Here is a 24,996-nt window from a genome sequence, read left to right as displayed (position 1 = left end):
GGGCGAAGTAGCCCTGAGTCAGCCCGAAGTCGGCGCTTATTGGCGTTGATAGATTTCGGCGCCCTGCTTGATGAACTCGACCGCCTTCACTTCCATGCCCTTCTTCAGAGCCTCGTCGTCGCTCACGCCTTGCTTCGCAGCGAAGTCGCGCACGTCCTGGGTGATCTTCATCGAGCAGAAGTGCGGGCCGCACATCGAGCAGAAGTGCGCGACCTTGGCCGAGTCCTTGGGCAACGTTTCGTCGTGGAACTCGCGTGCCTTGTCCGGGTCGAGGCCGAGGTTGAACTGGTCGTCCCAGCGGAACTCGAAGCGCGCCTTCGACAATGCGTTGTCGCGCACCTGCGCGCCCGGATGACCCTTCGCAAGATCGGCCGCATGCGCGGCGAGCTTGTACGTGATGATGCCTACCTTCACGTCGTCCTTGTTCGGCAGGCCCAGGTGTTCCTTCGGCGTGACGTAGCAGAGCATGGCCGTGCCAAACCAGCCGATCATCGCGGCGCCAATGCCAGAGGTGATGTGGTCGTAGCCCGGCGCGATGTCGGTGGTGAGCGGCCCGAGCGTGTAGAAGGGCGCTTCCTGGCACCAGTCGAGCTGGAGATCCATGTTCTCCTTGATGAGCTGCATCGGCACGTGGCCCGGGCCTTCGATCATCACCTGCACGTCGTGCTTCCACGCGATCTGCGTGAGCTCGCCAAGCGTCTTCAGTTCGCCGAGCTGCGCTTCGTCGTTGGCGTCGTAGATCGAGCCGGGACGCAGGCCGTCGCCGAGCGAGAAGCTCACGTCGTATTCCTTCATGATTTCGCAGATCTCTTCGAAATGCTCGTAAATGAAGGACTCCTTGTGATGCGCGAGGCACCACTTGGCCATGATCGAGCCGCCGCGCGAGACGATGCCCGTCATGCGGTTCGCGGTGAGCGGCACGTATTGCAGCCGCACGCCCGCGTGAATCGTGAAGTAGTCCACACCCTGCTCAGCCTGCTCGATGAGCGTGTCGCGGAACATTTCCCACGTGAGGTCTTCGGCCTTGCCGTTGACCTTTTCGAGCGCCTGGTAGATCGGCACCGTGCCGATCGGCACCGGCGAGTTGCGGATGATCCACTCGCGCGTTTCGTGAATATGCTTGCCGGTCGAGAGGTCCATGACCGTGTCGCCGCCCCAGCGGATCGCCCACGTCATCTTGTCGACTTCTTCGCCGATCGACGAGGTGACCGCCGAATTGCCGATGTTCGCGTTGATCTTCACGAGGAAGTTGCGGCCGATGATCATCGGCTCGCTTTCCGGGTGGTTGATGTTCGCGGGAATGATCGCGCGGCCGCGCGCGATTTCGTCGCGCACGAACTCGGGCGTGATTTCCTTCAGCGCGTTCTCGCCGAAGGCGGCTGCGCCGAACGCCTGGCCCGGATGCTGGCGGCCCATCATCGCGGCGAGCTTCGCGCCGTTCGGGCCGCTGGCCTTGAGACTTTCCAGATACTCGGCGCGGCGCTGGTTCTCGCGAATCGCGATGTATTCCATCTCCGGCGTGATGATGCCCTGACGCGCGTAGTGCATCTGCGTGACGTTCTTGCCGGCCTTCGCGCGGCGCGGCGTGCGGTGCAGGCCGGGGAAGCGCAGCTCGGCCGTCGCGGGGTCGGCGGCGCGCTCGCGGCCGTACTCGGAGGAAAGGCCCGGCAGCGCTTCGGTGTCGCCGCGCTTTTCGATCCAGTTCTGACGCAGCGCGGGCAAGCCTGCGCGAATGTCGATCTTCGCTTCAGGGTCGGAGTACGGACCCGACGTGTCGTAGACGTAGATCGGCGGATTCTTCTCGCCGCCGAAGCCCGTGGGCGTATCCGCCTGCGTGATCTCGCGCATCGGCACGCGGATATCGGGCTGCGAACCGGTCACGTAGATCTTGCGGGAATTGGGCAGCGGCGCGATCGCGGCTTCGTCGACGTGCGCGTTGGCGGAAATGAACTTGGGATTCGCGTTCATGCGTCTCTCTCCATGCAAAGCAAAGTGGGAACAGCGGCTTAGCAGGAGACGAGACGGAACGTGGACGGACTTCGCTGTGATGAGGTGAGGCGTTGAGCGATGTTGCGAAGTCCGGACGCTTCCCTGCGCTGGCATTATCCAGATCAGGTTCAAAGGGTATTTCTCACCCGCGAAATACGCTGCACGACTTTCGTTCGATGCGGCGCATGACGCAGGACCCCCGCGTAAGCAAGGCCAAACAATACACCGTGCTGCGACGATCTGGCAAGTGCCAACTCGCGTGCAATGTGCCAGGCGCGGTTTGGCGTGGTGAGTCGTGTATGCGGAACTTACAGGGTGAAATCCTTCGAGGCTTCGGGCTGAAACAGGATACGTTCGATCTTCAGCGTTTCGACCGCGCCGCCCGGCGTCGTGAAGCGCACGGCGTTGCCGCGCTTCGCGCCGAGGAGCGCGAGACCCGCGGGCGAGAACACGTTCAGGCGCCCGGCGTGGACGTTCGCCTCATGTGGATAGACGACGGTGTACGTGAGGGATGCGCCGTTGCGCTCGTCCACGAGCGTGACCTGCGAGTTCATCGTCACGACGTTGGCGGCCATGTCACGCGCCTCCACGATCACGGCGTGTTCGAGCAGCTCGTCGAGCATGGTCTGTCGCGCGGGGGAGGCGCCGGGTTCGGCGGCGCATTTTTCGAGGCGGGCAACATCGAGTTCGGTGAAGTAACGGATTTTCTTTGACATGGCAGTTCTCCTTGCGATCCAGAAAAGATTCGAGGTAACGGCGAGGGCTGGCGGGCGAAAGCGCGCATTCTGGCGCGGGCCGCAGCGGGGCGCAACGGATTGGCCCGGAGCCCGACCGAACGGCTCCGATGGGTTGGGGGAGGCGGGTTCAGTGCGGACGCCGGGCGGCGTAGAGCGGGGCGGACAGGGACGGCAGGGCGCGCGCTCGGGTGTCGAGAGACCACGGCGTCGTTCGCTCGCGCTCTGCGCGTGAGCGCGCCGGCGCGCCCCGCGAATGGCGCGGCGGCAAGGCGGATGCGGGGCGCGAAACGAGCGAAAGCATGGCGAGTGGCGTGTACGAAACCCGATTGATGAAAGTTAAACGAAAGGTTGTGTCATGCTAGCACGATCCAACAAGCGTGGCGTGACGCGGTCGGCGAACGTCGATATGGTGCGCGATCGGCCGTCCTGGCTTGCGTCGCTCCCACTGTGACGCGCACGCAACGAATCGCCGCGCATAAAGCATCCTGAAAGCCTCCGCAACGCCCGGCGTTGTTGCATAATGCGCTTCGCCCGTCCCGGGTGTCCTTCGTACCCCGTCTTTTTTCGCGTTCTTGCGCATCTGCACCATGCCGTCGAGCTTTACCCGTCCCGCCGCCTTGCCGTCGGGGCGCCGCGGTCCCCTTTCATCATATGCCGCGGTGAAATGACGATGCCTCCCCGTTTGCCTTCCCGCGTGAGCACTCAATCTTTTCTCGCCGGAGCCCAGCAGGCTGCTGCCGCGCTATGGCGTTTTGCGCGCACCGTGCGGCTGCCGCAATCGCGCTCCGGGCGCGTCGCGCTCTCGCTCGCCGTCGTCTACTTCGTCTGGGGCTCGACGTATCTCGGCGTGAAGGTCGCGCTCGATTCGTTCCCGCCGCTCTTGCTCTCCGGTTTGCGCAATCTGTTCGCCGGGATCGGCCTGTTCGTCTTCACCATGCGCCGGCGGCCCGTCATGCCTACGCTGCTCGAAGTGCGCAACGCAGGCGTGGTGGGCACGCTGCTCGTGGGCCTGTCGAGCGGCATGCTTGCCTACGGCATGCGTACCGTGGGCACCGGCAAGGCGGCCGTGATGGTCGCCACGGTGCCGCTGTTCGCGACCGTGATTTCGGCGGTCACCGGCCGGCGCGTGGCGAAGGCCGAATGGGCCGCGGTCGCGCTCGGCCTCGTCGGTATCGCCATCCTGAGCCATGGCGGCGCCGCGTCCGGGTCGGCGGGCGGCAGCCTCGCGATTCTGTGCGGCGCGCTCTTCTGGGCAATCGGTGCGCATCTGGCGGGCAAGCTCACGTTGCCGACCGATCTCTTCGTCGCGACGGCGCTGCAGATCGGCCTCGGCGGCGCCATTTCGACGGCGGTCGCGTGGATCAGCGGCGAACGCATGGGCGAGCTGCATTTCCTGCCGCTCCTGGCGTTCCTCTACCTGCTGTTCATCGGCACGATGGCCGCCTATGTCGCGTATGGCTATCTGATCCGCCATACCAGCCCGCTCGTCGCGAGCAGCTGCATGTACGTGAATCCCGTGGTTGCCGTCGCGCTCGGCGCGCTGCTGCTCGGCGAGCCGGTCACGAGCGCAACCGTTGTCGCGACCGTGCTGATTCTCGGCAGCGTGGGTCTGTCGTTCCTGTTCGACGACCGCCGCCGCACTTCCTGAGTTCATCCTGACTTCGCGACGCGCCTCGCGTCAACGCCGCGTTGCGCGCGCGGCCGCCATGCAAGTGAGGCGCACAGCGGCCGCGACTTTATGGTTCACCCGTGATCGATGCCGGCAGCGCGCGTACGGGCTGCGTGCGCGCGTTAGCCGTCATCCTGGCGCCTTTACCGTCTGCCAGACACTATTTCGCCTTTTCCGCGGAGTTCGTGAGGGCGTGGCCGCCTGCGGAAACGTCCTCGCCGGCACCCGCCATCGTGTTGCAGGCCGAGAGCGCTGCCAACGAAGCGGTAACGAGAAAGAGGGCAATCAGGCGTTTCATGAGGAAGTCCTCCACGTGTCAAAGGAGATCACTCTCCAGCATGTCCCGTGCCCGGTCATTTGTGCCGCCATGCGCCTGCGTATGCGCATGCGTCGGGTCCGCTGCTTGCGCTTGCGCTAGCGCTGACGCAGGCGCGACATAGCGCAGCACATCCGCCCACAAGGAGGACTACGCCATGCTTCACTACGCCATCGTGTTTTTCATCATCGCGATCATTGCCGCCGTATTCGGCTTCACGGGAATCGCTGCGGGCGCGGCCGAAATCGCCAAGATCCTGTTCTACATCTTCCTCGTGGTCTTCGTCGTCACGTTGCTGCTAGGCGTGATGCACCGATGATGCGCGCCATGCAAAGCCAAGCCCATTCATGCATGCCATGTTCGAAGGAGAGTCAGATGTCGAAGACACACGCTTCGTTTGAGTTCGATCTCAAGCGCGTACGCGATGAGGCACGCCGCAATCTCGACCAGGGGCCGGTCACGCCGGACTACCCCGCGAATCGCCAGACCGTGCTCAAGCTGCTCAACGATTCGCTCGCCACGGAGCTCGTGTGCGTGCTGCGTTACAAGCGGCACCATTTCATGGCGAGGGGCATCGAGTCCGAGTCGGTGGCGGCCGAGTTTCTCCAGCACGCAACCGAGGAGCAGCAGCACGCCGACATGCTCGCGGCCCGCATCGTGCAGCTAGGCGGCGAGCCCGACTTCTCGCCGGCGACGCTGGTCGAGCGCTCGCACTCGGAATACAAGGAAGGGGCCGACCTGAAGGACATGATCCGCGAGAATCTGATCGCGGAGCGCATCGCTATCGAGAGCTATCGTGCGATCATCAACTATCTCGGTCACGACGACACCACCACGCGGCGCATCTTCGAGCAGATCCTCGCAACGGAGGAAGAGCATGCCGACGACATGACCGACTTGCTGTACACGCGCAAATAGCGCTTGCCGCCAGCCCTCAGGAAGAAGTCTGCGCGCCCGCGCCCATGCGCGGGCGCGTTGCATGGTGAATCCAGCCGGCGAGCGCCGTGAATGCGATGCCCGCTCCACACACGCCGATCCAGCCGAATGCGTGCCAGGCGGTCACGCCCACAGCGGAACCGGTCGCGCCGCCAATGAAGTAGCAGACCATGAACACCGTATTCACGCGGCTGCGCGCCTCGGGGCGCAGCGCGTAGATGCGCGACTGATTCGAGATCTGCGCGGCCTGCACGCCCACGTCGAGCACGATCACGCCGATCACGAGGCCGATCAGGCTCGTGCCGGAGAACGCGAAGATCACGAACGCGAGCGCCATCAGCACGATCGACATCGTGATGACCGCGCGCGGCCCGCGCTTGTCGGCGGAGCGGCCCGCCATCGGCGCGGCCAGCGCACCCGCCGCGCCGACGATGCCGAACAGGCCGGCCGCCTGCGGCCCGAGATGGAATGGCTCGCCCGCGAGCAGCAGCGTCAGCACAGGCCAGAAGAGGCTGAACGCGGCGAAGAGGCAAGCGCCTGTCGCCGACGCTTCACGCAATCCGGGCAGCTCCAGCACGAGATGCCACATCGAGCCGAGCAGCTTGCCGTAGCCGAGCTTCGAGGTCGGCTGGCTCTTCGGCAGCTTCTTCACGATCACGAGCGCGAGCACGAGCAGCGCGACGATCGACGCCCCGAACACCGCGCGCCAGCCGAAGTATTGGCCGACGAAACCGGCCGCCGTACGCGCGAGCAGGATGCCGAGCAAGAGGCCGCTCATGACCGTGCCCACCGCGTGGCCGCGCGCCTCGGGCGGCGCGAGTTCCGCGGAAAACGGCACTGCCTGCTGCGCGATGGTGGCGAGGATACCGATCGCGAGGCTCGCGCCGACCAGCACGCCAAGCGATGGCGCGGTGGCCGCGACGAGCAGCGCGACGCACAGGCCGGCGGTTTGCAGCAGGATGATGCGGCGGCGGTCGTAGCGGTCGCCGAGTGGCGCGAGCAGCAGCATGCCGGCTGCGTAGCCGAGTTGGGTGCCGGCCGGCACGGCGCCGATCCACGCGGCGCCGGCCGGGAAGCTCTGGCGGAAATCGTCGAGCAGCGGCTGGTTGAAATAGATGTTCGCGACCGTGACGCCCGCGATGGTCGCGAGCAGGAGCAGCAGGCCGCGCAGCGACTGGCTTGCGCCAGCGTTTGCGGAATCAGGTGTGGACATGTGCGAGTGCGGGCGGCGCCCGGTGATACGGAAGGCAGGCTTCGAGCGTGCCGATCATACCGGAGCCCGCACAATCGCGCTGGCGGTGCGGGAGCGCGCCGCCAGTCGCGCTTTCAGGCAATCAGCTCGCCCGAGGGCTCGTAGAACGGATAGGGGCCGTCGAACGTGTCCACGTAGCCGTGATGCGTGACGATCCCGCCCTGCGGGTCGTAGCGATGCAGCGCGAAGGCGGGCGGCTCCAGCGTGAAGGTGGAGGGCGCGTCGGGCACGAGGTCGAGCGTGACCTGGTGGGCCGGCGCGGGCACGGCCGCAGCGATCGTGCCGCCGAAGCGCACGAACATGGGCCGGTGCACGTGACCGCACAGCACGCGCTCGACGTTGGGATGCTGCGCCACGAGCGCTTCGAGCGCCTGCGCGGCGCTGTCGTCGAGCCGGATCGCATCCATATGGCCGATGCCGCAGTCGAACGGCGGGTGATGGAGCGCGACAATCACGGGCTTGCCGCGCGCCGCGTCGAGTTGCTGCGCGAGCCACGCGAGGCGCGCCGCGCAGAGTGTGCCCGCGCTTTGCCCCGGCTGCATGGAGTCGAGTGCGATCACGTGCAGCGCGCCGAGGTCCACGGCGTACTGGATGAACTCGCCGCCTTCGCGCAGTTCGGGCCGATCGGCAAACACTTCGCGCAGCGGCTCGCGCGCGTCGTGGTTGCCGATCAGGAGCCAGTACGGAATCTCGAGCGTGTCGAGCAGCGATTTGAGGTGCCGGTATTCCTCGACCGAGCCCTGGTCGACGAGGTCGCCGGTCATGAGCACTGCGTCGGGGCGCGGCGTGAGCGCGTTCAACCGCGCGATGGTGCGTGCGAGGCTCGCGGCCGTATCGACGCGGCGATAGGCGAGCGCGCCCGGTGGCTTGATGTGCAGGTCGCTGATCTGGGCAAGCAGCATGGTAGTCCCCATTTTGTAAGAATTACGCGAGCGCGATAAGCGCTTCAGGGTCGATCGAAATGCCGACCGGCGTGCCGCGCGCCAGCTCGACGCGGCCCGCCACGTCGACGAGCAGGGCATCGGGCGCCGCGCCGCCGATCGTGAGGCGCGTGCGCTCGCCGAGAAAGGTCGCCTGCTCGATCACGCCGCATAGTTGCGCGCCGACAGGGTCGGCGAGCGTGGCGTCTTCGGGGCGGAAATACAGTTCGGCGGCGCCGGCGGTCTGGGACGCGCTGGCCGGCACGGCGCCGCCGCTCGTGCGCAGCATCCCGCCTTGCCATTCTCCGGCGATCCGGTTGAGCGTGCCGACGAACTGCGCGACCGCACGGCTCGCTGGCTGGAAATAGATCTCGCGCGGCGTGCCGATCTGCTCGATGCGGCCCGCGCTCATCACGACGATGCGGTCGCCCAGCTCCATCGCCTCGGCCTGATCGTGCGTGACGTAGACGGTCGTGACGCCCAGCTCGCGCAGCAGCATGTTCATCTCGCTGCGCAAGGTGTCGCGCAGGCGCGCATCGAGCGCGGTGAGCGGCTCGTCCAGCAGCAGTACACGCGGGCGCGGCGCGAGCGCGCGTGCGAGCGCGACGCGCTGGCGCTGGCCGCCCGAAAGCTGGTTGATGGGCTTGGCCGCGTGCGCTTCGAGACGCATCATCGTGAGCAGCTCGTCGACGCGTGCGCGCGCGTCGGCGGCGGGAACGCGCTGGATCTTCAGGCCATAGCCGATGTTGCCGCGCACGTCGAGGTTCGGAAAGAGGGCGTAATTCTGGAACACCATGCCGACCTTGCGCCGCTCGATGGGCAGCGCGGTCACGTCCTCGTCGCCAAAGGCCACGCGGCCGCCGGCGTCCGGCGTTTCCAGACCCGCGATCATGCGCAGCGTGGTGGTCTTGCCGCAGCCCGAAGGGCCGAGCAGTACGAGCGTCTCGCCCGCACCGATCGCGAGGTCGAGCGGTTCGAGCACGCGCGTGCCGCGAAACGTCTTCGCGCAGCGCGTGAGCATAATCGGGATCGGTTCGAGTTTCATTCGGAATCCTTGTTGTTCTTTTGGTGGCCTGCGAGGCGCTGCTTGCCAGATGGCTTTCCTGAGGAGCCGGGTACGTCCACGCCGAGCCATTGCATCGCCACGAGCAGCGGCATCGTCATGAGGAAGAAGAGGATCGTGTAGGCGCTGCCCACTTCGATGCGCAGCGACGCGTAGGTGTCCGCGAGGCCGACTGGCAGCGTTTTGGTGTCGGGCGTGTGCAGCATCCACGTGAGGTTGAATTCGCCGATGGAGAGCGTGAGCACCGCGAGCGCACCCGCCACGATGCCGGGCCGCGCGTTGGGCAGCACGATGGTCGTGAAGCGCTGCCAGAAGCTCGCGCCGAGGCTCGCCGCGCCTTCTTCGAGCGTGCGCAGGTCCGCCGACGCGCACACGGCCGCCACGGGCCGCACCATGAACGGCAGCGTGAACACCACGTGGCCGACCACGATGAACGCCGCGCTCATGCGAAAGGCGCTGAAGCCGCCGTACACCACGAGCAGGGCGAGCGCCGAAGCAAGGCCGGGCAGCGCTACGGGCAGCACGAGCAATTCCTCGATCAGACGCGAGAGGCGCGTGCGGCTGCGCGCGAGCGCATAGCCCGCGGGCACGCCGGTCACGAGCGTGATGACGAGCGTGGCGGCCGCCACTTCGAGCGAGAGAAAGACGCTCGCGTGATACTGCGTCCAGACCTGGTCGAGCCAGCGCAGCGTGAGGCCGCTCGCCACGCCGCGAAAATAGTTGACGGTCAGGCCCGCGAGAATCGACATCACCACGGGAACGATAAGAAACGCGCAGGTGGCGAGCGTGACGAGCCATTGCGCGCACGCAATCCATGCGCGCGCCGAGGGCAGCGCGAAGCGCCGCCGCGCGGCGGGCGGCCGGCCGGGCGCTTCGTGCATGTCGTGCGCCGCCGCAGCGGCGGGATTGACGACCGAATTCATTCTGGAGTCCTCGAAAGCCACCGCGTGCTCATGCCGTGGCCGCGACGGCCGCGCCCGTCACGCTGCGCGCGAGCGTGAGCACCGCCCACGTGACGAGACCGAGCACGATCGAGAGGCCGGCCGCCGTGACCATGTTCGCGTTGAGCGTGAACTCGGTATAGATCGTCATCGGCAGGACGTCGATGTCGGTGGCGAGCGTGAACGCCGTGCCGAACGCGCCCATCGCGGTCGCGAAGCAGATCGCTCCTGCGGCGACGAGGCCGGGCGCGAGCGCGGGCAGGATCACGTCGCACAGCACACGCCACGACGACGCGCCAAGCGAGCGTGCGGCCTCTTCGAGCGAGCCGTCGAGCTGGCTTGCGCATGCCATCACCGTTACGATCACGCGCGGGATCGAAAAGTACAGATAACCCACGAAGAGTCCCGCCATCGAGTACGCGAACACCCAGCGCTCGCCGGTGAGCCGCAGCGAAAGCGCGCCGATCAACCCCTGGCGGCCGGCGAGCATGATGACCATGAAGCCGACCACCACGCCCGGAAATGCCAGCGGAAACGTGAGCAACGCGATGAGCGCGCGGCGCCCCGCGAACGCGCGCCGCGCGAGCAGAAGGCCGCAGATCGTCGAGATCGCGAGCGTTCCCGCTGTCACCGCGGCCGAGAGCGCGATGGTCGCGCCAAGGCTCCTCATGTAACGGCCATTCGTGAGCAGTGCGCGATAAGTTTCGACGAAGTGGCCATCGGCGCTCACCTGCACGAGCGCGATCATCGGCAACAGCCAGAATGCGAGGAACACCGCGAGCGCGGGCGCGATGAGCGCCACGCGCCAGCGCAGCGGAAAAGTGAGGTCATGCATGGAAGTGATTGGCTGGGATATCAGTGCATGATCTGCAGATAGCGCTCGCCGAACGCCTGCTGCTGCGCCGCCATCTTCGCGAAGTCCACGGGTTTTGCGCGCGCATAGTCGCTCGCGGGCAGGAACTTCGAAGCCGCTTCCGGCGAGAGCGCGCTCGCGCGCACCGGGCGCAGGTAGGCATTGGCCCAGAGCTTCTGGCCTTCGTCGGAGAGCACGAAGTCGAGCACCTTCTTGCCGTTCGCTTCGTGCGGACCGTTCTTCACGAGGCTCATCACGTAGGGCACCGAAATCGTGCCTTCCGTGGGGATCACGAACTCGACGTTCGCGTGGTCCTTGTACTTGGCGCGGTAGGCGTCGAAGTCGTAGTCGAGCAGGATCGGAATCTCACCCGAAAGCACGCGCGCGTAGGCGGTCTGCTTCGGCACGATCGGCTGGTTGGCCTTGAGCTTGCCGAACCATTCGAAAGCGGGCTGGAAGTTGTCGAGCGTGCCGCCCAACGCGAGGTTCACGGCCACCGCGCCCGCATACCCCACGAAGGCGCTCGACGGATCGAGGTAGCCGACCATGCCCTTGTACTCGGGCTTAAGAAGATCGGCCCACGAACGCGGTACCGGCTTGCCTTCGAGCGCGTCCTTGTTGACGAAGAAGCCTAGCGTGCCCGAATGGATGGCGAACCAGTAGCCTTGCGGGTCCTTCAGATCGGCGGGAATGTCGTTCCAGTGCGCGGGCTTGTACGGCGTGATCACGCCCTTGTCCTTCGCCTGGAACGCCGAAGACACGCCGAGGTAGACGACATCGGCGACCGGGCTCTTCTGCTCGGCCATCAGTTGTGCGATGGATTGGCCGGAGTTCTTGTTGTCGAACGGCACGCGAATGCCGGTCTCTTTCTGGATCGCCTGAATCTGGCTCGCCCAGTCTGCCCATTCGGGCGGGCAGTTGTAACAGATTGCAGTTTGGTCGGCCTGTGCCGCAAGTGGCGCGGCAAATCCAGCGACGAGGGCGGCGGCGCTCGCGGCGAGCGGCAGCGCACGGGAGAAGCGGGGCAAGCGGGTCAAGCGCCGCACGGGCGCGGCTAGCGCGCGCAGGGCGGCGCGCACGGGCACAAGCGAAAGCGGGCCGGCAAAGGCGAAGCGGCTGGTCACGGCAGGTCTCCAGGTCGGTTGCGAGAGCGTTCTGGTGGATGAGGGCCGCGTGCGCGCGCGGTCCGGATTATTTGGCTTGTTTGGCTGGTTCGGTTTGTTCTTCAGACGTGCCACGGACTCACGGGAGCGCGCCGCCGAGTTCGAGGTCGCGATCGATCGCGCTCCCACGCGCGCCGAGCGGCGCATGCGCGATCGCCGCGATGGTGCCGCCCGCGCGCAAGGTGTGCGGCAGCGTATTGGCGAGCGGCCCCGCGTACTGGCCGCCGATGCGCGCCATCAGGCATTGCCACGCTTCGCGGCCGATCTCGCGGTTCGGCGTGCCGATGCTAGCAAGCGGCGGCGCGAGCAGTTCGCCCATCGCGAGGCCGTCGAAGCCGAGAATCGACATGTCCTGCGGCACGCGCAGACGGGCTCGGCGCAGTCCGCGCATCACGACCATCGCCAGCAGGTCGTTACTGCAGAAAAGGGCCGTGGGGCGCGCGGGTCCGCTCGTCAGATGCGCGAGCACCGAAGGCGCGAGTTCCTGCGCGTTGAAATCGATTTCGAGGGCTGGCGCGGGCGTGAGGCCGGCCTGCTGCATCGCGAGGGCATAGCCAGCATGGCGCTGGCGCGCGCGGTCGGAGGCGGCCAGCGTGCCGGCCAGCATGAGAATGCGGCGATGGCCGTGCGCGATGAGCATGCGCACGCCGTCGCAGGCGGCCTGGTGGTTGTCCACCGACACCGAAGGGCGGCGCTTCGTGTCGTTGTGCATCAGCACGTAGAGCGGGCCGTCCGCGTCGAGTTCGTCGAGCAGCGGGTGCGTGTCGGCGTCGGCGACGGTCAGGATCAGGCCCTCGACACGTTGCGCGCGCAACGTCTCGATCGCATGACGCTCGCGATCGGCGTCGTATTGCGTGGTCATCAGCATGAGGCGAAAGCCTTGGGCCGAGGCGAGCTCATCGATGCCCTGCAGGCACTCGGCGAACACCGGATTGGCTAGCGTGGGCAGCACCACGCCGATCAGACGCGTGCGCTCGCCGCGCAACTGGCGGCCGAGCGGGTTCGGGCGGAACTTCAGCGCGTCGATCGCTTCACGCACCCGCGCGAGCGTGATGGGGTTGACGGTGTGAGGCGCATTGATCGCGCGCGACACGGTGGCGATCGAGAATCCGGCGTGTGCGGCGACATCCTTGATGGTTGGCGTCATGCGAGCGGCCCCGGCGTCGTTTGTAAACGTTTTCGATGGGGCCGATTATGAAAAACGTGTATGACCGGCAGATGACGGATGCGGTCCCCCGTCGCGCCTTTGGGACGCGCGCCGGGCAATGGTAGAATCGCGTCCGCCCTGCCGGGGTGATGAAATTGGTAAACATAGCGGACTTAAAAAACGATTGAGTGCCCGACCGGAAACGGCCGGTGCAGAACCCCTCAAATTCGGCGAACCCCCTGGGCCTTGAAGCGCGTTGCGCGCGAGGCGCCGAGGCAACGCCGAGCCAAGCCGGCTGCCGCGCAAAGCGGCGGTCAGGAAGGTGTAGAGACTAGACGGGGGGCGCCTAAGGCCGGGCGCAGCGTGAGATACGCGGCGCTTAAGCGACGGCGAAGGCATAGTCCAGCGCACGAACGCGCGTCCATACCAGGACGCGTGGCGTCGAAAGACGTGGTGTGACGAAAATCCGCCGCCTAACGGCTTGCCGGTTCGAGTCCGGTCCCCGGCACCACATTTTATGTCGCTGTCATTCGGTAGAATAAAAAATCACCGAAAAATCAATGATTTAGTTTGGATTTGTCTTCTGTGTCGTACGGGTTCATTCGGCATTACCCCAAAAATTTGCTGGTATATTCGTTGGTACCAAAACCGGAAAAGTTGGTACCTACATCATGCCGCTTACAGACATCGCCGTCCGCAACGCAAAGCCCACCGCCGAACCGTACAAGCTGAGCGATGGCGGAGGGATGTACCTCCATGTCCATCCGAACGGTTCCCGCTACTGGCGCATGGCGTACCGGATAGCAGGCAAGCAAAAGTTGTTTGCGATCGGGGTATATCCAGACGTTACGCTTGCCGAAGCGCGCAAGATACGCGACGACGCGAAGACGTTGGTCAAACAGGGAATTGACCCGGTTGCCGAGCGCAAACGGGCGGCGAAGCAGAGCGCCAATGACCGAGCGAACACGTTTGAGGTGGTCGCGCGCGAGTGGCACCAGACCAAACGGGCGACTTGGACCGCCTCACATGCCGCGAAGATTCTTGGATCGCTTGAAGCCGACGTTTTCCCAACACTCGGAGATCGCCCATTGATCAGGGTCACCGCGCCGGAGCTGCTTGAAGCGTTGCGCACCATTGAAAAGCGCGGCGCGCTGGAAGTTGCCGGTCGCGTTCTACAGCGATGCAGTGCGGTGTTCCGATACGCAATTGCCACCGGGCGCGGGACATACAATCCGGCGGCCGATCTGCGGGGCGCGTTGAAAACGCCAGAGAAGCGGCACTACGCCGCGCTGGGCCACGCGGATTTACCCGAGTTTATGCGAAACGTTGCGAACTACGATGGCGAACTGCAGACGCGTTTAGCATTGCGACTGCTCGCGTTGACATTCGTGCGGACGGGGGAGTTGCGCGCGGCCTTGTGGACCGAATTCGATCTGGACGGCGCTGAATGGCGCATCCCCGCCGAACGGATGAAGATGCGGGAACCCCACATCGTTCCGCTGTCACGACAGGCCGTTGATATCTTGCGTCAATTGCAGGCAATGAACGGTGCCGGAGACTATGTCTTCCCGTCGCGCAACGGCCGCGGGGCCTTCATCAGCGAAAACACCGTCCTGTATGCCCTCTACCGCATGGGTTACCACTCCCGCGCGACGGGCCACGGTTTTCGCGCGACCGCATCGACGATCCTGAACGAGATGGGGTTCCAACCCGACTGGATCGAGCGGCAGCTGGCACACGCCGAGCGAAACAAGGTTCGCGCAGCGTATAACCGCGCGCAATATCTCGCGGAGCGGAGTGACATGATGCAGGTATGGGCAGACTATCTCGATAGTGCCGTGTCTGGAGTTTTCGTCGCGCCGACCGAGTTCGGGCGGTCGCGACTGCGGAAGTAATGCACTGTGCAGACAGGATAGGGCCGGGTCGCGAGGCGCAGTGCAACGATAGCAATGCGGGATGAGATTGCCGGGGCGATGCCCCCGGCCACTTCATCAATCGCCCTTCAAGACGAAGCCCGTCCAGCCGTTGAATAAAGCGCGGCGTACGTGTTCAAACCCGAGCTGTATGAGCCGCTCGTTAAACTTCGTGACCGTAAGTGGAGTGCGACCATTGTTGCGTGTGTGCGCGCGGTAGCTGTCGTACACGTCCCTGGCGCCTTGAACTACAACGGCATTCTGCCTCGAGCAACAGCCCTTGGAACACAAGTTTGTCGCCGCCAGTGCCAAGCAGAAAAGCACGTGACGGGGACCTCGAATATGTTGCAAAGCAGATACGGGAAGTATTCGATCTGACCGGATTCGGCGTGCTTGCGCTCGGAGAAGTGTGCAGCACAGACCTGACTGCGATTATGGACGCCATTGGCGAACCCAGCCTTGCTTTGCATGACGCCACAGATCGCACGGGCCGGCGCAAGTTTGACACCGCAGTCGTCTATGACACGCGCAAGGTGTATTTCGAAGGTACACGCAGGCGCAGCAGGTTGAGCAGGCCGCCCTGCAGGCAACCGGCAAGTCGAGCTTCTATGCGCTGCCGTCGCAGACGGATAGCACCAGCCAGCAGACGATCAATAACCTGGACACGGCGGCGCTTTACGGTGCTGCACTCCAGTATGCCGCGCCTGCGGGGGCAGCATTCAATACCCGCGGACTACCGATGGGGTCATACGATGCTCCGTATAATGCCTATCAGGTTACGTCTCCGCTAACGGTTCAGCAAAGTTACGTGATGCCATGGTTCGGTTCCACGACTGGCATTCAGTTTCGACTACCCCAGAGCGTCAATAGCTTGCTGGAGCAGGGAGTTCTCGCGCCAGTCACTTTGCCCAAACCACCTTTGAAATAGGGTTGCCATGTCGAATCAAGTCGAACTCGAACAGATCAAGGCGATGGTTGTCCAATTGGCGAGCCGCATATCCGCTCCATTAGATTTGCTTCCGACATACGGTGTATCGGACGATATGGGGCGACCGCACGTAGAAGTTGACGGTCGAGGCTACCATTTGGTCGTCGTAGAGAAAGGGCGGGAGCAATACAGGACGACTGTGGCGTCTCGCGATGATCTTCTATTCGAAATATTCAGAGGCGTAGCATCGTCGATGGGCTTTGATTTTGAATTGCACCAACCGAAGCGTGATGTTGATCCTCGAAGAGTCGCGTTTGCTAGGGCTCTAGCAATATTAGGGGCGCTCGACAAGGGCTGGGAAAGTAGGCAAAAAGATCACTACGATGAAGTGTTGTTGAAGTCTCCGCTGCGGGCGTAGTCTGCTTTGCCTCTTGTTCTTTGTTTTGCTTTGCGAGCAAGTCCTTGAGTCGGAGCGACGCAAGTTGTGCCTTTTGCACCTGGTGGTTGCTGTCCTGCGGCGTAAAAGATTCTTGCTCGACCAGAATGCGAACAAAGTTGCGAGAGACTTCTAGCCGGACACCTTCTGTCGGGGCTGCACTGGCAAACAGCTTGCATTCCGCTGCTTCCTCGGATTCCGAATTCTCAGTCGGTGCCAAACCAGCCGCCTGGATGATCGCCGCAGCCGCTGTCTCCATCGAGTTACGAACGGGGTCCATCCACCAGAGGCGCGCGCAGATCTGCGCGAACATCAGCGTAACCGGCAGTTAGGCGTGGGTACGGCAACGGCAAAGAGGGCGTGCGCAGTGATGCCTGATGGTTGACGGGCGGGCGGAAGCAGCCATCATATTGACGTGCTGTTCCGCTGCCGTGCGGCTACATACAGCGCAACTGTTGGTATTTTTGTTGGTATCTGGTTGCGGTTAAAATATTAAGTGTTTGATATTTTATGTTTATTTGTGTGAGTATGGTTGTGGTCCCCGCACCAGATGTTGTTCCAGTGGTTGTTCCAGCGAATTCCGCTGGATACCGGAAACCCGCGATGACTTGACGCTTCGCGGGTTTTTTATTGGCACGGCTTAATCCGTGCGGGCACACGAAGGGATCTGGCTACGGCGAAGGGGAAAACGGGAGAGGGCGGGAAAAACCCGCAGCAGCCGCGCAAAATGGCGGCGCGAGGATCGGTCGGGCGCTGCGCCGCAATAAGGCGCTTGCGCACTCAACGATTACCGATCTTTCCGGTCAGAGGATTGATCAGCCTTGCGAATCCGAACAAGGCCGCGATGCCAAAGGGGCAGGCGATGAAGAATGCGGTCAACATGACTCGGCCCTAAACGTAACAAAATGTATCGTCAGTCTAGCGCGGTCATGCGGTTTGGGTATCGGGGTGAACGACAACAAACTATTGCGCTAACGCGAGCAATTTGGTCTGCAACAGGGCGCTAACGGGCTGCAACGCCCGGTTGACGCGGATGAGCGAGAAGACTGTGCGGCCCCCATCAGATGCAGTCGAAGATTACTTCTACTGTCTGGGACGTCACGCCGCGCAGGCCTTCGCTGTGGATCTCGACCGTGTGCAACTGCTTCTTCTGTTTTTCGCAGTAGTCTTCGGCTTCGCTGAGCCCGGCTGCGCGCACATGGTTCCACGAAACCAGATCCCAGCGCGCGCGGCTCGTGACGGTGAGATGCCCATCCTGTCTCGAATTGACGGCCGTCACCGATGTGCACGCCGCCAGCATGCTGACTCCAAACAACAGGATGCAACCTTTCATAGATTCTCCGTGGTCCGCGAGCATTCTCGCCGCCAACCCGGGGAATTGGCAACCGGCAGCGGTGCGCTTCGGCGCGCCAGGCTTGTTTGATGCAGTGGAACGCTGCCGTGCCGTAAGGCGCCTTCACGAACGGCCGCACGCGCAGCGCGGGCTCCGAATCGATCAGTGGACCGCGTCGACTCAGCAGACGGCGCGTGAATTTACCGGTGCCAGCGCCCAGGTCGACGACCGCACCCGAGGCGAAGGCCGGGGGCGTCGCGCAGCGAGGCGTTCACTTCGGGCAGGTAATCGGGGCGGCCGCGGCCAAGGGGGTCCGCGGCGGCGGGCGTGTAGCCCGGTTCGGCCGGATGATGTACGGCGTTGCGCGGGTTGGCCATGAGCGCGCTCCCGCGGTAGGTCCGCGAGCGCGCCTGGCACCACACGCCGCGCCGTTGAACGGCGCCCGCGCCGCGAAACGCGTCTGGCGGTCGCGGCGCGCAGGGCGCTCAGTCGTGGGCGATCAGGTCGCCGACTTGACCCTGGCCCGAAACCAGACAGGAAGAGAGGAAGTTTTCGCTCTGGGCGCTCGCGCCGCGTTCGCCGAATCCGCGCACGAGTGCTTCGGCCTTGACGAGTGCGGAGCCCTGGGCACAGGTAAGCGAGCCAGCCTCGTGAGCCTGCACACGTGTCATGGCACGATTCGCGAGGAGGAGGGCGAGGACGATGACAACACCAACATTGAATGCCTGTCTCATGATTTCGTCTCCTTGTGCATTGAGACTATCTCAGCCGTTCGGCGTCCGAATCCAGGAGTTTCCCGGCGATGCACTGCAGCACATGTGGCGCGCAAAAACCCGCTTTCATGCAGTCTGCGTAATGCTTCGACATCCTTCGCTTGCACCCCACGCGCCGCTGCGCCTTGAGCAGCGCGGCACGGTAAAAAAGCGCCCGTACGCAGGATGGGGCGCTGCGTCGCAACAATGCCGCGACGCGTCAGATTCGACGTCTGCTAACAAATGTAGCCCCCTTGTGCGGCGAGCCGGACGTGGCACATCGACACGGTGTGTTTTTGCACAACGAGCCGTCTTGGCAGGGCGCCGATCCGGTTGTGCTCAACTTGTCTTGAATTGCGCCAGGGCTTCCTGCAAGATCGACGTCCGATCCCTTTTTTCTGTGCGAGGTGAACCCATGCAGTTGATCGGCATGATGGACTCCCCCTATGTGCGCCGCGTCGCGATTTCGCTCCATGTGCTGGGGCTTGAGTTCGAGCACCGCAGCATTTCGGTATTTCGGCAGTACGACGAATATGCTCAGATCAATCCCGTCGTGAAGGCGCCGACCTTCATCGACGACGACGGCACCCAGTTGATCGACTCGACGCTGATCCTCGACTACCTGGATCGCAAAGTGCCCGCCGCGCAGCGGCTCATGCCGGAGGAGACGCAGGAGCGGACCTTCGCGCTGCGCGTGAACGGTTTCGCGCTCGCGGCCATGGAAAAGACGGTGCAGCAGGTCTATGAGCGCCAGTTGCGCCCGGCCGAGCGCCAGCACGAGCCGTGGTTCGAGCGCGTGAACGCCCAGATGCACGCGGCCTGGGCCGTGCTCGACCAACTCGTGGCGGGCCGTGACGGCTGGCTGTGCGCGGGCCGCATCACGCAAGCGGACATCACCGCGGCCGTCGCGTGGCGTTTCAACCAGTACATGCTGCCCGGCTGCGCTGATCCCGCCCGATATCCGTCGATCGCTGCGCTTTCCGCGCACGCCGAGACGTTGCCGGAATTCGTTGCCACGCCCCTCGACTGAAGCGCGTCCGCACGGCCGGGATTCGCGCAAAGCACCGTTTGGCGCGGCCGCGCGCAATGACCGGCCGGCACGGCGGGCGCGCCGCCGCACCCTCCGCCTCCGCACTTGCTTCGATTGTTTGCGATTTTCGACAAGTGACTTCGCAGACGGCCCATTTATCGGCGCACGCTGCATTCCTAAAATGACAACCATTGAATGACCTTGTGTCAGTAGGACGCGGGGCATGCAGCGGGAGCGGTCATGAAATCCTTTATCGAACGACAGTTATATCAGCCGGCATTGGTCCTGCCCATGGTGGACCTGATGCAGCTGATGGTGTCGCACGACTTCAACATGGGGCAAGTCGGGCTGATGATGGCGACGCGCGGCGCGCGCGCCGCCTTCCTGCGCTCGCGCGAACTCTGGAACGCGGGCCACGGAGAATGTGCGCCGACCGATTGCGTGCACTGATCCTGTACTGATTGCAAGCAGCTGGTTTCCCCAAGCTTTAACGACTGGATCTCCAGTTACAGATTCACCCAACGCCTGACGCAAGCGCACCCGGCGTTCGCCGATCCCCCTGACGCGCAACGGCTTCGCCCGTTTGCTGTTGTGACGTCACCCTGTGAGCCGCCTCAACGTGTGAGGCGGCTCTTTTTTTGCGCCTGCGCTCTCCTTCGCAATACACGCCGATACGGACCCGATACGCGTGAACCACGCTGCGCGCGGTGGCCATTCGTCGCGCGTAAGATGGCGCGATCGGCCGCCTTTCGCGACTCGCGGCTCAATTCGCGTCAACGGCAAAGGAGAGCGGCATGGCACAACGTTTCGATGCGATCGTGATCGGCACGGGGCAGAGCGGGCCGCCTCTCGCGGTGCGGCTTGGCAAGAGCGGCCGCAAGACCGCGGTGATCGAGCGCGCGTCATTCGGCGGGACCTGCGTGAACGTGGGTTGCACGCCGACCAAGGCGTATGTCGCCTGCGCGCGCGCCGCCCACGTTGCGCGCCATGCGGCGGACTTCGGCGTGCAAATCGGCAAGGGCGCGCAGCCGGGCGACGTGCGCGTCGATCTCGCGTTCGTGAAGGCGCGCAAGGAGCGCATCATCGGGGCGTCGCGCGATGGCGTCGAGCAGTGGTTGCGCCATGCGCCGAACGTCACCGTGCTCAAGGGTCACGCGCGCTTCACGGGCGCGCATACGGTGCGCGTGGCCGCGCACGACGGCGCGCAGGTCGATCTCGAAGCGCCCGAGATCTTCATCAACACGGGCACGCGCGCGCTGATTCCTGCCATTCCCGGCGTCGACACGATCCGCTACGAGACCAACTCGACGCTGCTCGCGCTCGCGCAACTGCCCGAGCATCTGGCGATCTGCGGAGGCAGCTACGTGGCGCTCGAATTCGCGCAGATGTTCCGCCGCTTCGGCAGCCGTGTGACGGTGCTCGTGCGCGGGCAGCGCGTGCTCGCGCGCGAGGACGAGGATCATTCGCGCGCGGTACAGGACGTGCTCGCACGCGAAGGCGTGGAATTTCGCTTCGGCGCAGAGCCACGCAGCGTCGCGCCGCTGGATGGCCAGGCGGGCGTGCGTATCGTGCTCGACAGCGGTCCGCTCGACGTTTCGCATCTGCTCTTCGCGACCGGCCGCCTGCCGAACACGGACGATCTGGGGCTGGACGCCGCGGGCATCGAGCGCGACGCCCACGGGCTCATCGCCGTGGACGGCCAGTTGCGCACGCGCGCGCAGGGCATCTGGGCGCTCGGCGACGTGAATGGCCGCGGCGCGTTCACGCACACGTCATACGACGACTTTCAGATCGTCGCGGCGAATCTGCTGGACGGCAAAGTGCGCAGTGCCGACACGCGCATTCCCGCCTACGCGGTGTACGTCGACCCGCCGCTTGCGCGCGTCGGCATGAGCGAGCGCGAAGTGCGCGAGCGCGGCAAACCCGCGCTCATCGCCACGATGCCGATGTCGCGCGTGGGTCGCGCGCGCGAACGCGGCGAGACGGACGGCTTCATGAAGGCCTTGGTGGACCCGCAGACGCAGCGGATTCTCGGCGCGGCGATCTTCGGCATCGAGGGCGACGAGGCGATCCACACGTTCATCGACACGATGACGGCCGACGCGCCCTATACGACGTTGCAATACGCGATGCACATCCACCCGACCGTGAGCGAGCTGGTGCCGACCTTGCTCGACGGTCTGAAACCACTTCAATGAGCGCTTTTGCATGAACGAATCGAACACGGCCGCATTCGGCAATCTCTTCGCAGGCATTCATCACGACGCCAATGACGAGCGCACCGACACGCTCGTTTCGCGCGGCGAGGTGCTGATCGAGCGCATCGTCTCCACGGGCCAGGCGAGCCCGCCGGGTTTCTGGTACGACGACGCGCGCGAGGAGTGGGTGGCGCTTCTCGCCGGCGCGGCGACGCTGGAATTCGAGGACCCGGCAGCGCCGCCGCGACGCCTGCTGCCCGGCGACTACGTGCACATCCCGGCGCACTGCCGTCATCGTGTGTCATGGACCGATCCGACCGTGCCGAGCGTGTGGCTCGCGGTCTATGTGGGCGCGGCGCCAGGGGAGGGCGACGGCGAGGCATGAGCGCGGCGATAATCGGCAGTGTTCAACCAAAAAGCAACGACATGTCCGCGAAACATCCGCCGCTTCCGCTACGTATTGCCCTGGTTTCCGACACGCACAATCTGCTGCGTCCGGAACTGCTCGCCTTCGTCGAGGGCGCGGACGCCATCGTGCATGCGGGCGACATCTGCGATCAACGCGTGCTCGACACGCTCGCGGCCATCGCGCCGCTCACCGCCGTGCGCGGCAACAACGATCATGGCGCGTGGGCCGAGGCGTTGCCGGTGCAGACCATCGTCGCGCTGGGTGGGGTTCGGCTTGCGGTGGTCCACGAACTGCCCGATCTGCAGGGCGATCCTGCAGCCGATGGCATTGCTGTGGTCGTGAGCGGGCATTCGCACAAGCCCGCGCTCGAAACGCGCGCGGGCGTGCTGTACGTGAACCCTGGCAGCGCGGGGCCGCGCCGCTTCAAGTTGCCGATCTCGGCGGCGATGCTGACGATCGGCAGCAAGGGCGCACTGGAGGTCGAGCACGTCAATCTCGTCGAATAGCACTAAGCGAGCGCGCAAGAAAAAAGGCCAGCACGAAGCTGGCCTTTTTGCGTTTCAGCGGTGCCGTATCAGGCGCGCACGGCGTTGGCGACGGCGTATTCCTCGTCGAGTTCGCGCGCGAGACGCACCCCGCGCAGCACCGCGTGCGCTTCCGCCTTGGTGCTCACGCTCGGCGCCGAGCCCGGCAGCGGGCGGCGCGCCGTTTCATGCAGCGCCAGCACCGAGATGATGCCGATCACCGCCGCGCCCATCAGGTAGTACGCGGGCATCATGAGGTTCTGCGTGTGTTCGACGAGCCATGCCGCCACGAGCGGCGTGGTACCGCCGAACAGCGACACCGACACGTTGAAGCCGATGGCGAGCGCGCCATAGCGGATCGCGGTCGGGAACAGCGCCGGCAGCGCCGAGGGCATCACGCCCGTGAAGCACGAGAGCAGCGCGCCGAGAATCAGGAGACCGAAAAACACCGGCACGAGCGCGCCTGTCTGGATCAGCGTGAGCGACGGGATCGACAGCAGGATCAGGCCCACGCAGCCGGCGAGCATCACGGGCTTGCGGCCCACGGCGTCGGACAGGCGGCCGAACGCGAGCGTCATCGGCATCATCAGCACCATCACGATCAGCACGAGGAAGAGGCCGTGCGTCTCGTTGAAGTGCAGCGTCGCCGAGAGGTAGCTCGGCAGGTACGACAGCGCCATGTAGTCGGTCACGTTGAAGATCAGCACGAGACCCACACATAGCAGGAAGGGGCGCAGATGCTGCGTGAGGAGCGAATGCAGCGTGAGCTTCGGGCGCGTGTGCTCGTCGGCTTCGCGCAGTTCCGCTTCGCGCTTGAACGCGGGCGTCTCTTCGAGCTTCATGCGGATATAGAGACCCATGAGGCCGAGCGGACCCGCGATCATGAACGGCACGCGCCAGCCCCAGTCGAGCAGTTGCTGGTGCGAGAGCACGGCGGTCAGCACGGCAACGGTGCCCGCGCCGAACACATAGCCGATCAGCGTGCCGAACTCGAGGAAGCTGCCCATGAAGCCGCGGCGCTTGTCGGTGGCGAATTCGGCGATGAAGGTCGCCGCGCCGCCGTATTCGCCACCGGTCGAGAAGCCCTGCACCAGGCGCGCCACGAGCAGCAGCGCGGGCGCGGCAATGCCGATCGACTTGTACGAGGGAATCAGGCCGATCGCGAAGGTGCCGCAGGCCATCATGATCATCGTCATCGCGAGCACGCGTTGGCGGCCGATGCGGTCGCCGAGCGGCCCGAACACCATGCCGCCGATCGGGCGCACGACGAACGCGGCCGCGAACGTGCCGAACGTGGCGATGAGCTGCGCCGAAGCGCTGCTCGACGGGAAGAACACCTGGCCGAGCGTGACGGCGATGTAGCTGTACACGCCGAAGTCGAACCATTCCATGGCGTTGCCGAGCGCCATGGCGCCGACGGCGCGTTTGAGGAGGCTTTTATCGACGATCGTGATGTCGTCGAAGGTAAGGTCGGTCTGGGCCGACGAGCCGGAAGTGGAAGCGCTCAAGGTCTGCATCTCCAATGACTGCGACGAACCCACGAGGGCTCGCCACGGTTGCCGGAGTGTACCGTTTCGCGATAGCGGCGACATTTCGCGCACGGCTCGCCGCGTGACGTCAGGGACGAGGGCGGGCCGATGGTGCATCGCACAAGGCGAGCGGCGCACGAAAGCAATGCTGAAGTGTCGCGAAACGACACTCGGACAAATTGTGTTTAACGTTGCGCCTGCGTGGCCGTGGAAGGGGGGCAGGACGCATGAGGACGCTGGACCGGCACGAGGTGCCTGGGTTGCCTGGTCAAAGCGCCGCTGAAACGAAAAAGAAGCCCGCGTGGCGGAGCGTTCCTTTTGTCATATGCGCATTCGGGATAATGGCGTTTTGGGGGTGCCGCAGGGGTGCCGTTTTTGGCCGCCTACCGAATGCAATTGATGGCTAATGCCTGTTGAACGAGGCCACATGTTAGCACGATAACGGAAGATCGCGCAAACCCCGGTATCTGCGGGGATTCGGGGCGCGGGCTGGAAGCCTCATGTGGCGGGCGATTGCGCCGTTTTGATGGAACCGTTTCCGCAGTCTGGAAAGCGCATGAAATGCATAAAAAAACCGCGCCGGGGGCGCGGTTTTTGCAGTGCAATCTGCTGTGTTTGTGCGCCTCAGGGACAGATCCCGGCGCGCACCGCAAGGCCTTAGCCTTCGGTCGGCGGCACATAGCCCGAAGCCTGGTCGGCGCCTTCGCCGAAGAAGAACTTCTCGGTCTGCTTCATCAGGTACTGGCGCGCGCGCGGATCGGCCATGTTCAGCCGGTTTTCGTTGATGAGCATGGTCTGCTGCTTGAGCCACTGCTGCCATGCCTCTTTCGAGACGTTTTCGTAGATGCGCTTGCCGAGCTCTCCCGGCAGCGGCGGAAAGTCGAGGCCTTCGGCTTCCTTGCCGAGCTTCGCGCATTGGATCATACGGGCCATGCTGTGCTTCTCCTGTAGTCGTATG

26 protein-coding genes and 1 riboswitch are annotated in these 24,996 nt (G+C 64.6%); of the genes, 11 read left to right on the top strand and 15 right to left on the bottom strand.

Going from position 1 to position 24,996, the window contains the following annotated elements; genetic code table 11:
• Nucleotides 1-36: 36 nt before the first annotated feature.
• A complete protein-coding gene (thiC, locus tag M3A49_RS03565) occupies nt 37-1,968 on the bottom strand; it encodes a phosphomethylpyrimidine synthase ThiC (protein WP_266227488.1) in 1,932 nt (643 codons plus the stop codon).
• Nucleotides 1,969-2,070: 102 nt separating this feature from the next.
• Nucleotides 2,071-2,200, bottom strand: a riboswitch (TPP riboswitch).
• A 97-nt stretch (nt 2,201-2,297) separates the two neighbouring features.
• Nucleotides 2,298-2,705 (bottom strand): GreA/GreB family elongation factor, encoded by a 408-nt coding sequence (locus tag M3A49_RS03560; RefSeq protein WP_266227487.1) that lies wholly within the window; start codon nt 2,703-2,705, stop codon nt 2,298-2,300.
• A 784-nt stretch (nt 2,706-3,489) separates the two neighbouring features.
• Between M3A49_RS03560 and M3A49_RS03555 the strand changes: the two genes are divergently transcribed.
• Nucleotides 3,490-4,374 (top strand): EamA family transporter, encoded by an 885-nt coding sequence (locus M3A49_RS03555; RefSeq protein ID WP_416338914.1) that lies wholly within the window; start codon nt 3,490-3,492, stop codon nt 4,372-4,374.
• A gap of 181 nt (nt 4,375-4,555) precedes the next feature.
• Here M3A49_RS03555 and M3A49_RS03550 read toward each other — a convergent pair whose 3' ends face one another.
• Nucleotides 4,556-4,693, bottom strand: a complete 138-nt coding sequence (locus M3A49_RS03550; RefSeq protein WP_042264962.1) for an entericidin A/B family lipoprotein — start codon at nt 4,691-4,693, stop codon at nt 4,556-4,558.
• A gap of 175 nt (nt 4,694-4,868) precedes the next feature.
• On the opposite strand from M3A49_RS03550, the gene M3A49_RS03545 reads away from it, so the two are divergent.
• Both M3A49_RS03545 and M3A49_RS03540 read left to right on the top strand, forming a co-directional pair.
• The gene (locus M3A49_RS03545; protein WP_028204224.1) at nt 4,869-5,030 is read left to right on the top strand and encodes a DUF1328 family protein; all 162 of its coding nucleotides are present in this window, start codon (nt 4,869-4,871) and stop codon (nt 5,028-5,030) included.
• A gap of 56 nt (nt 5,031-5,086) precedes the next feature.
• Complete coding sequence (locus M3A49_RS03540) at nt 5,087-5,629, top strand: ferritin-like domain-containing protein (RefSeq protein ID WP_266227485.1); 543 nt, start codon at nt 5,087-5,089, stop codon at nt 5,627-5,629.
• 16 nt (nt 5,630-5,645) lie between these two features.
• On the opposite strand, the gene M3A49_RS03535 is transcribed toward M3A49_RS03540, so the two are convergent.
• From M3A49_RS03535 to M3A49_RS03505, 7 genes are all read right to left on the bottom strand, one after another.
• Nucleotides 5,646-6,860: an MFS transporter gene (locus M3A49_RS03535; RefSeq protein ID WP_266227484.1), complete on the bottom strand. Its 1,215-nt coding sequence runs from the start codon at nt 6,858-6,860 to the stop codon at nt 5,646-5,648.
• A 113-nt stretch (nt 6,861-6,973) separates the two neighbouring features.
• A complete protein-coding gene (locus M3A49_RS03530; protein ID WP_266227483.1) occupies nt 6,974-7,801 on the bottom strand; it encodes a phosphodiesterase in 828 nt (275 codons plus the stop codon).
• A 22-nt stretch (nt 7,802-7,823) separates the two neighbouring features.
• Nucleotides 7,824-8,864, bottom strand: a complete 1,041-nt coding sequence (locus tag M3A49_RS03525) for an ABC transporter ATP-binding protein (RefSeq protein ID WP_266227482.1) — start codon at nt 8,862-8,864, stop codon at nt 7,824-7,826.
• Nucleotides 8,861-9,763 (bottom strand): ABC transporter permease, encoded by a 903-nt coding sequence (locus M3A49_RS03520; RefSeq protein ID WP_266227527.1) that lies wholly within the window; start codon nt 9,761-9,763, stop codon nt 8,861-8,863. The genes M3A49_RS03525 and M3A49_RS03520 overlap by 4 nt, the downstream gene beginning before the upstream one ends.
• A 70-nt stretch (nt 9,764-9,833) precedes the next feature.
• The gene (locus M3A49_RS03515; RefSeq protein WP_266227481.1) at nt 9,834-10,658 is read right to left on the bottom strand and encodes an ABC transporter permease; all 825 of its coding nucleotides are present in this window, start codon (nt 10,656-10,658) and stop codon (nt 9,834-9,836) included.
• Nucleotides 10,659-10,678: 20 nt separating this feature from the next.
• Nucleotides 10,679-11,722 (bottom strand): ABC transporter substrate-binding protein, encoded by a 1,044-nt coding sequence (locus M3A49_RS03510; RefSeq protein ID WP_416338913.1) that lies wholly within the window; start codon nt 11,720-11,722, stop codon nt 10,679-10,681.
• 196 nt (nt 11,723-11,918) lie between these two features.
• Nucleotides 11,919-12,986 carry a LacI family DNA-binding transcriptional regulator gene (locus tag M3A49_RS03505; RefSeq protein ID WP_266227480.1) on the bottom strand — a complete coding sequence of 356 codons (1,068 nt, stop codon included), beginning with the start codon at nt 12,984-12,986 and terminating at the stop codon, nt 11,919-11,921.
• A gap of 671 nt (nt 12,987-13,657) precedes the next feature.
• On the opposite strand from M3A49_RS03505, the gene M3A49_RS03500 reads away from it, so the two are divergent.
• The 3 genes from M3A49_RS03500 (at nt 13,658) to M3A49_RS42595 (ending at nt 16,245) form a co-directional block, all read left to right on the top strand.
• Nucleotides 13,658-14,881, top strand: coding sequence for a tyrosine-type recombinase/integrase (locus tag M3A49_RS03500; RefSeq protein WP_266227479.1), 1,224 nt, complete (start codon nt 13,658-13,660; stop codon nt 14,879-14,881).
• Nucleotides 14,882-15,479: 598 nt separating this feature from the next.
• Nucleotides 15,480-15,827: a TNT domain-containing protein gene (locus tag M3A49_RS42600; RefSeq protein ID WP_416338912.1), complete on the top strand. Its 348-nt coding sequence runs from the start codon at nt 15,480-15,482 to the stop codon at nt 15,825-15,827.
• A gap of 7 nt (nt 15,828-15,834) precedes the next feature.
• Complete coding sequence (locus M3A49_RS42595) at nt 15,835-16,245, top strand: Imm63 family immunity protein (protein WP_416338909.1); 411 nt, start codon at nt 15,835-15,837, stop codon at nt 16,243-16,245.
• On the opposite strand, the gene M3A49_RS03495 is transcribed toward M3A49_RS42595, so the two are convergent.
• From M3A49_RS03495 to M3A49_RS03485, 3 genes are all read right to left on the bottom strand, one after another.
• The gene (locus tag M3A49_RS03495) at nt 16,145-16,576 is read right to left on the bottom strand and encodes a hypothetical protein (RefSeq protein WP_266227478.1); all 432 of its coding nucleotides are present in this window, start codon (nt 16,574-16,576) and stop codon (nt 16,145-16,147) included. The two genes, M3A49_RS42595 and M3A49_RS03495, sit on opposite strands and share 101 nt — an antisense overlap.
• Before the next feature lie 747 nt (nt 16,577-17,323).
• Nucleotides 17,324-17,620 (bottom strand): hypothetical protein, encoded by a 297-nt coding sequence (locus M3A49_RS03490; RefSeq protein WP_245623636.1) that lies wholly within the window; start codon nt 17,618-17,620, stop codon nt 17,324-17,326.
• 461 nt (nt 17,621-18,081) lie between these two features.
• The gene (locus M3A49_RS03485) at nt 18,082-18,330 is read right to left on the bottom strand and encodes a hypothetical protein (RefSeq protein ID WP_042264780.1); all 249 of its coding nucleotides are present in this window, start codon (nt 18,328-18,330) and stop codon (nt 18,082-18,084) included.
• Between the two features lie 433 nt (nt 18,331-18,763).
• Here M3A49_RS03485 and M3A49_RS03480 point away from each other — a divergent pair, with 433 nt between their 5' ends.
• The 5 genes from M3A49_RS03480 to M3A49_RS03460 all read left to right on the top strand — a co-directional run bounded on the left by M3A49_RS03480 (nt 18,764) and on the right by M3A49_RS03460 (nt 22,491).
• On the top strand, nt 18,764-19,378 hold the full coding sequence (locus M3A49_RS03480; protein WP_266227477.1) for a glutathione S-transferase family protein: 615 nt from the start codon (nt 18,764-18,766) through the stop codon (nt 19,376-19,378).
• 240 nt (nt 19,379-19,618) lie between these two features.
• Nucleotides 19,619-19,828 carry a hypothetical protein gene (locus M3A49_RS03475; RefSeq protein ID WP_028204213.1) on the top strand — a complete coding sequence of 70 codons (210 nt, stop codon included), beginning with the start codon at nt 19,619-19,621 and terminating at the stop codon, nt 19,826-19,828.
• Between the two features lie 344 nt (nt 19,829-20,172).
• The gene (locus M3A49_RS03470) at nt 20,173-21,576 is read left to right on the top strand and encodes an FAD-containing oxidoreductase (RefSeq protein ID WP_266227476.1); all 1,404 of its coding nucleotides are present in this window, start codon (nt 20,173-20,175) and stop codon (nt 21,574-21,576) included.
• Between the two features lie 10 nt (nt 21,577-21,586).
• Nucleotides 21,587-21,961, top strand: a complete 375-nt coding sequence (locus M3A49_RS03465) for a cupin domain-containing protein (protein WP_254352886.1) — start codon at nt 21,587-21,589, stop codon at nt 21,959-21,961.
• Between the two features lie 41 nt (nt 21,962-22,002).
• Nucleotides 22,003-22,491: a metallophosphoesterase family protein gene (locus M3A49_RS03460; RefSeq protein WP_266227475.1), complete on the top strand. Its 489-nt coding sequence runs from the start codon at nt 22,003-22,005 to the stop codon at nt 22,489-22,491.
• A gap of 68 nt (nt 22,492-22,559) precedes the next feature.
• Here the strand turns inward: M3A49_RS03460 and proP are convergent, their stop codons facing one another.
• The gene (proP, locus tag M3A49_RS03455) at nt 22,560-24,026 is read right to left on the bottom strand and encodes a glycine betaine/L-proline transporter ProP (RefSeq protein ID WP_266227474.1); all 1,467 of its coding nucleotides are present in this window, start codon (nt 24,024-24,026) and stop codon (nt 22,560-22,562) included.
• A 669-nt stretch (nt 24,027-24,695) separates the two neighbouring features.
• Complete coding sequence (locus tag M3A49_RS03450; protein ID WP_028204208.1) at nt 24,696-24,971, bottom strand: oxidative damage protection protein; 276 nt, start codon at nt 24,969-24,971, stop codon at nt 24,696-24,698.
• Nucleotides 24,972-24,996 lie beyond the last annotated feature (25 nt).

This window comes from Paraburkholderia sp. CNPSo 3076 (assembly GCF_026343935.1).
Taxonomy (GTDB): domain Bacteria; phylum Pseudomonadota; class Gammaproteobacteria; order Burkholderiales; family Burkholderiaceae; genus Paraburkholderia; species Paraburkholderia nodosa.
This window is presented reverse-complemented; position numbering and strand designations above follow the sequence as displayed.

Bases quoted from the DNA above. Each gene is read 5' to 3' on its own strand.
- M3A49_RS03495 (WP_266227478.1), bottom strand. From the start codon at position 16,576: ATGTTCGCGCAGATCTGCGCGCGCCTCTGGTGGATGGACCCCGTTCGT.
- M3A49_RS03465 (WP_254352886.1), top strand. From the start codon at position 21,587: ATGAACGAATCGAACACGGCCGCATTCGGCAATCTCTTCGCAGGCATT.
- M3A49_RS03515 (WP_266227481.1), bottom strand. From the start codon at position 10,658: ATGCATGACCTCACTTTTCCGCTGCGCTGGCGCGTGGCGCTCATCGCG.
- M3A49_RS03460 (WP_266227475.1), top strand. From the start codon at position 22,003: ATGTCCGCGAAACATCCGCCGCTTCCGCTACGTATTGCCCTGGTTTCC.
- M3A49_RS03535 (WP_266227484.1), bottom strand. From the start codon at position 6,860: ATGTCCACACCTGATTCCGCAAACGCTGGCGCAAGCCAGTCGCTGCGC.
- thiC (WP_266227488.1), bottom strand. From the start codon at position 1,968: ATGAACGCGAATCCCAAGTTCATTTCCGCCAACGCGCACGTCGACGAA.
- M3A49_RS03560 (WP_266227487.1), bottom strand. From the start codon at position 2,705: ATGTCAAAGAAAATCCGTTACTTCACCGAACTCGATGTTGCCCGCCTC.
- M3A49_RS03475 (WP_028204213.1), top strand. From the start codon at position 19,619: ATGAAATCCTTTATCGAACGACAGTTATATCAGCCGGCATTGGTCCTG.
- M3A49_RS03505 (WP_266227480.1), bottom strand. From the start codon at position 12,986: ATGACGCCAACCATCAAGGATGTCGCCGCACACGCCGGATTCTCGATC.
- M3A49_RS03450 (WP_028204208.1), bottom strand. From the start codon at position 24,971: ATGGCCCGTATGATCCAATGCGCGAAGCTCGGCAAGGAAGCCGAAGGC.
- M3A49_RS03485 (WP_042264780.1), bottom strand. From the start codon at position 18,330: ATGAGACAGGCATTCAATGTTGGTGTTGTCATCGTCCTCGCCCTCCTC.
- M3A49_RS03525 (WP_266227482.1), bottom strand. From the start codon at position 8,864: ATGAAACTCGAACCGATCCCGATTATGCTCACGCGCTGCGCGAAGACG.
- M3A49_RS03520 (WP_266227527.1), bottom strand. From the start codon at position 9,763: ATGCACGAAGCGCCCGGCCGGCCGCCCGCCGCGCGGCGGCGCTTCGCG.
- M3A49_RS03480 (WP_266227477.1), top strand. From the start codon at position 18,764: ATGCAGTTGATCGGCATGATGGACTCCCCCTATGTGCGCCGCGTCGCG.
- M3A49_RS03550 (WP_042264962.1), bottom strand. From the start codon at position 4,693: ATGAAACGCCTGATTGCCCTCTTTCTCGTTACCGCTTCGTTGGCAGCG.
- proP (WP_266227474.1), bottom strand. From the start codon at position 24,026: ATGCAGACCTTGAGCGCTTCCACTTCCGGCTCGTCGGCCCAGACCGAC.
- M3A49_RS03530 (WP_266227483.1), bottom strand. From the start codon at position 7,801: ATGCTGCTTGCCCAGATCAGCGACCTGCACATCAAGCCACCGGGCGCG.
- M3A49_RS03490 (WP_245623636.1), bottom strand. From the start codon at position 17,620: ATGCTCGCGGACCACGGAGAATCTATGAAAGGTTGCATCCTGTTGTTT.
- M3A49_RS03500 (WP_266227479.1), top strand. From the start codon at position 13,658: ATGCCGCTTACAGACATCGCCGTCCGCAACGCAAAGCCCACCGCCGAA.
- M3A49_RS03545 (WP_028204224.1), top strand. From the start codon at position 4,869: ATGCTTCACTACGCCATCGTGTTTTTCATCATCGCGATCATTGCCGCC.
- M3A49_RS03470 (WP_266227476.1), top strand. From the start codon at position 20,173: ATGGCACAACGTTTCGATGCGATCGTGATCGGCACGGGGCAGAGCGGG.
- M3A49_RS42595 (WP_416338909.1), top strand. From the start codon at position 15,835: ATGTCGAATCAAGTCGAACTCGAACAGATCAAGGCGATGGTTGTCCAA.
- M3A49_RS03540 (WP_266227485.1), top strand. From the start codon at position 5,087: ATGTCGAAGACACACGCTTCGTTTGAGTTCGATCTCAAGCGCGTACGC.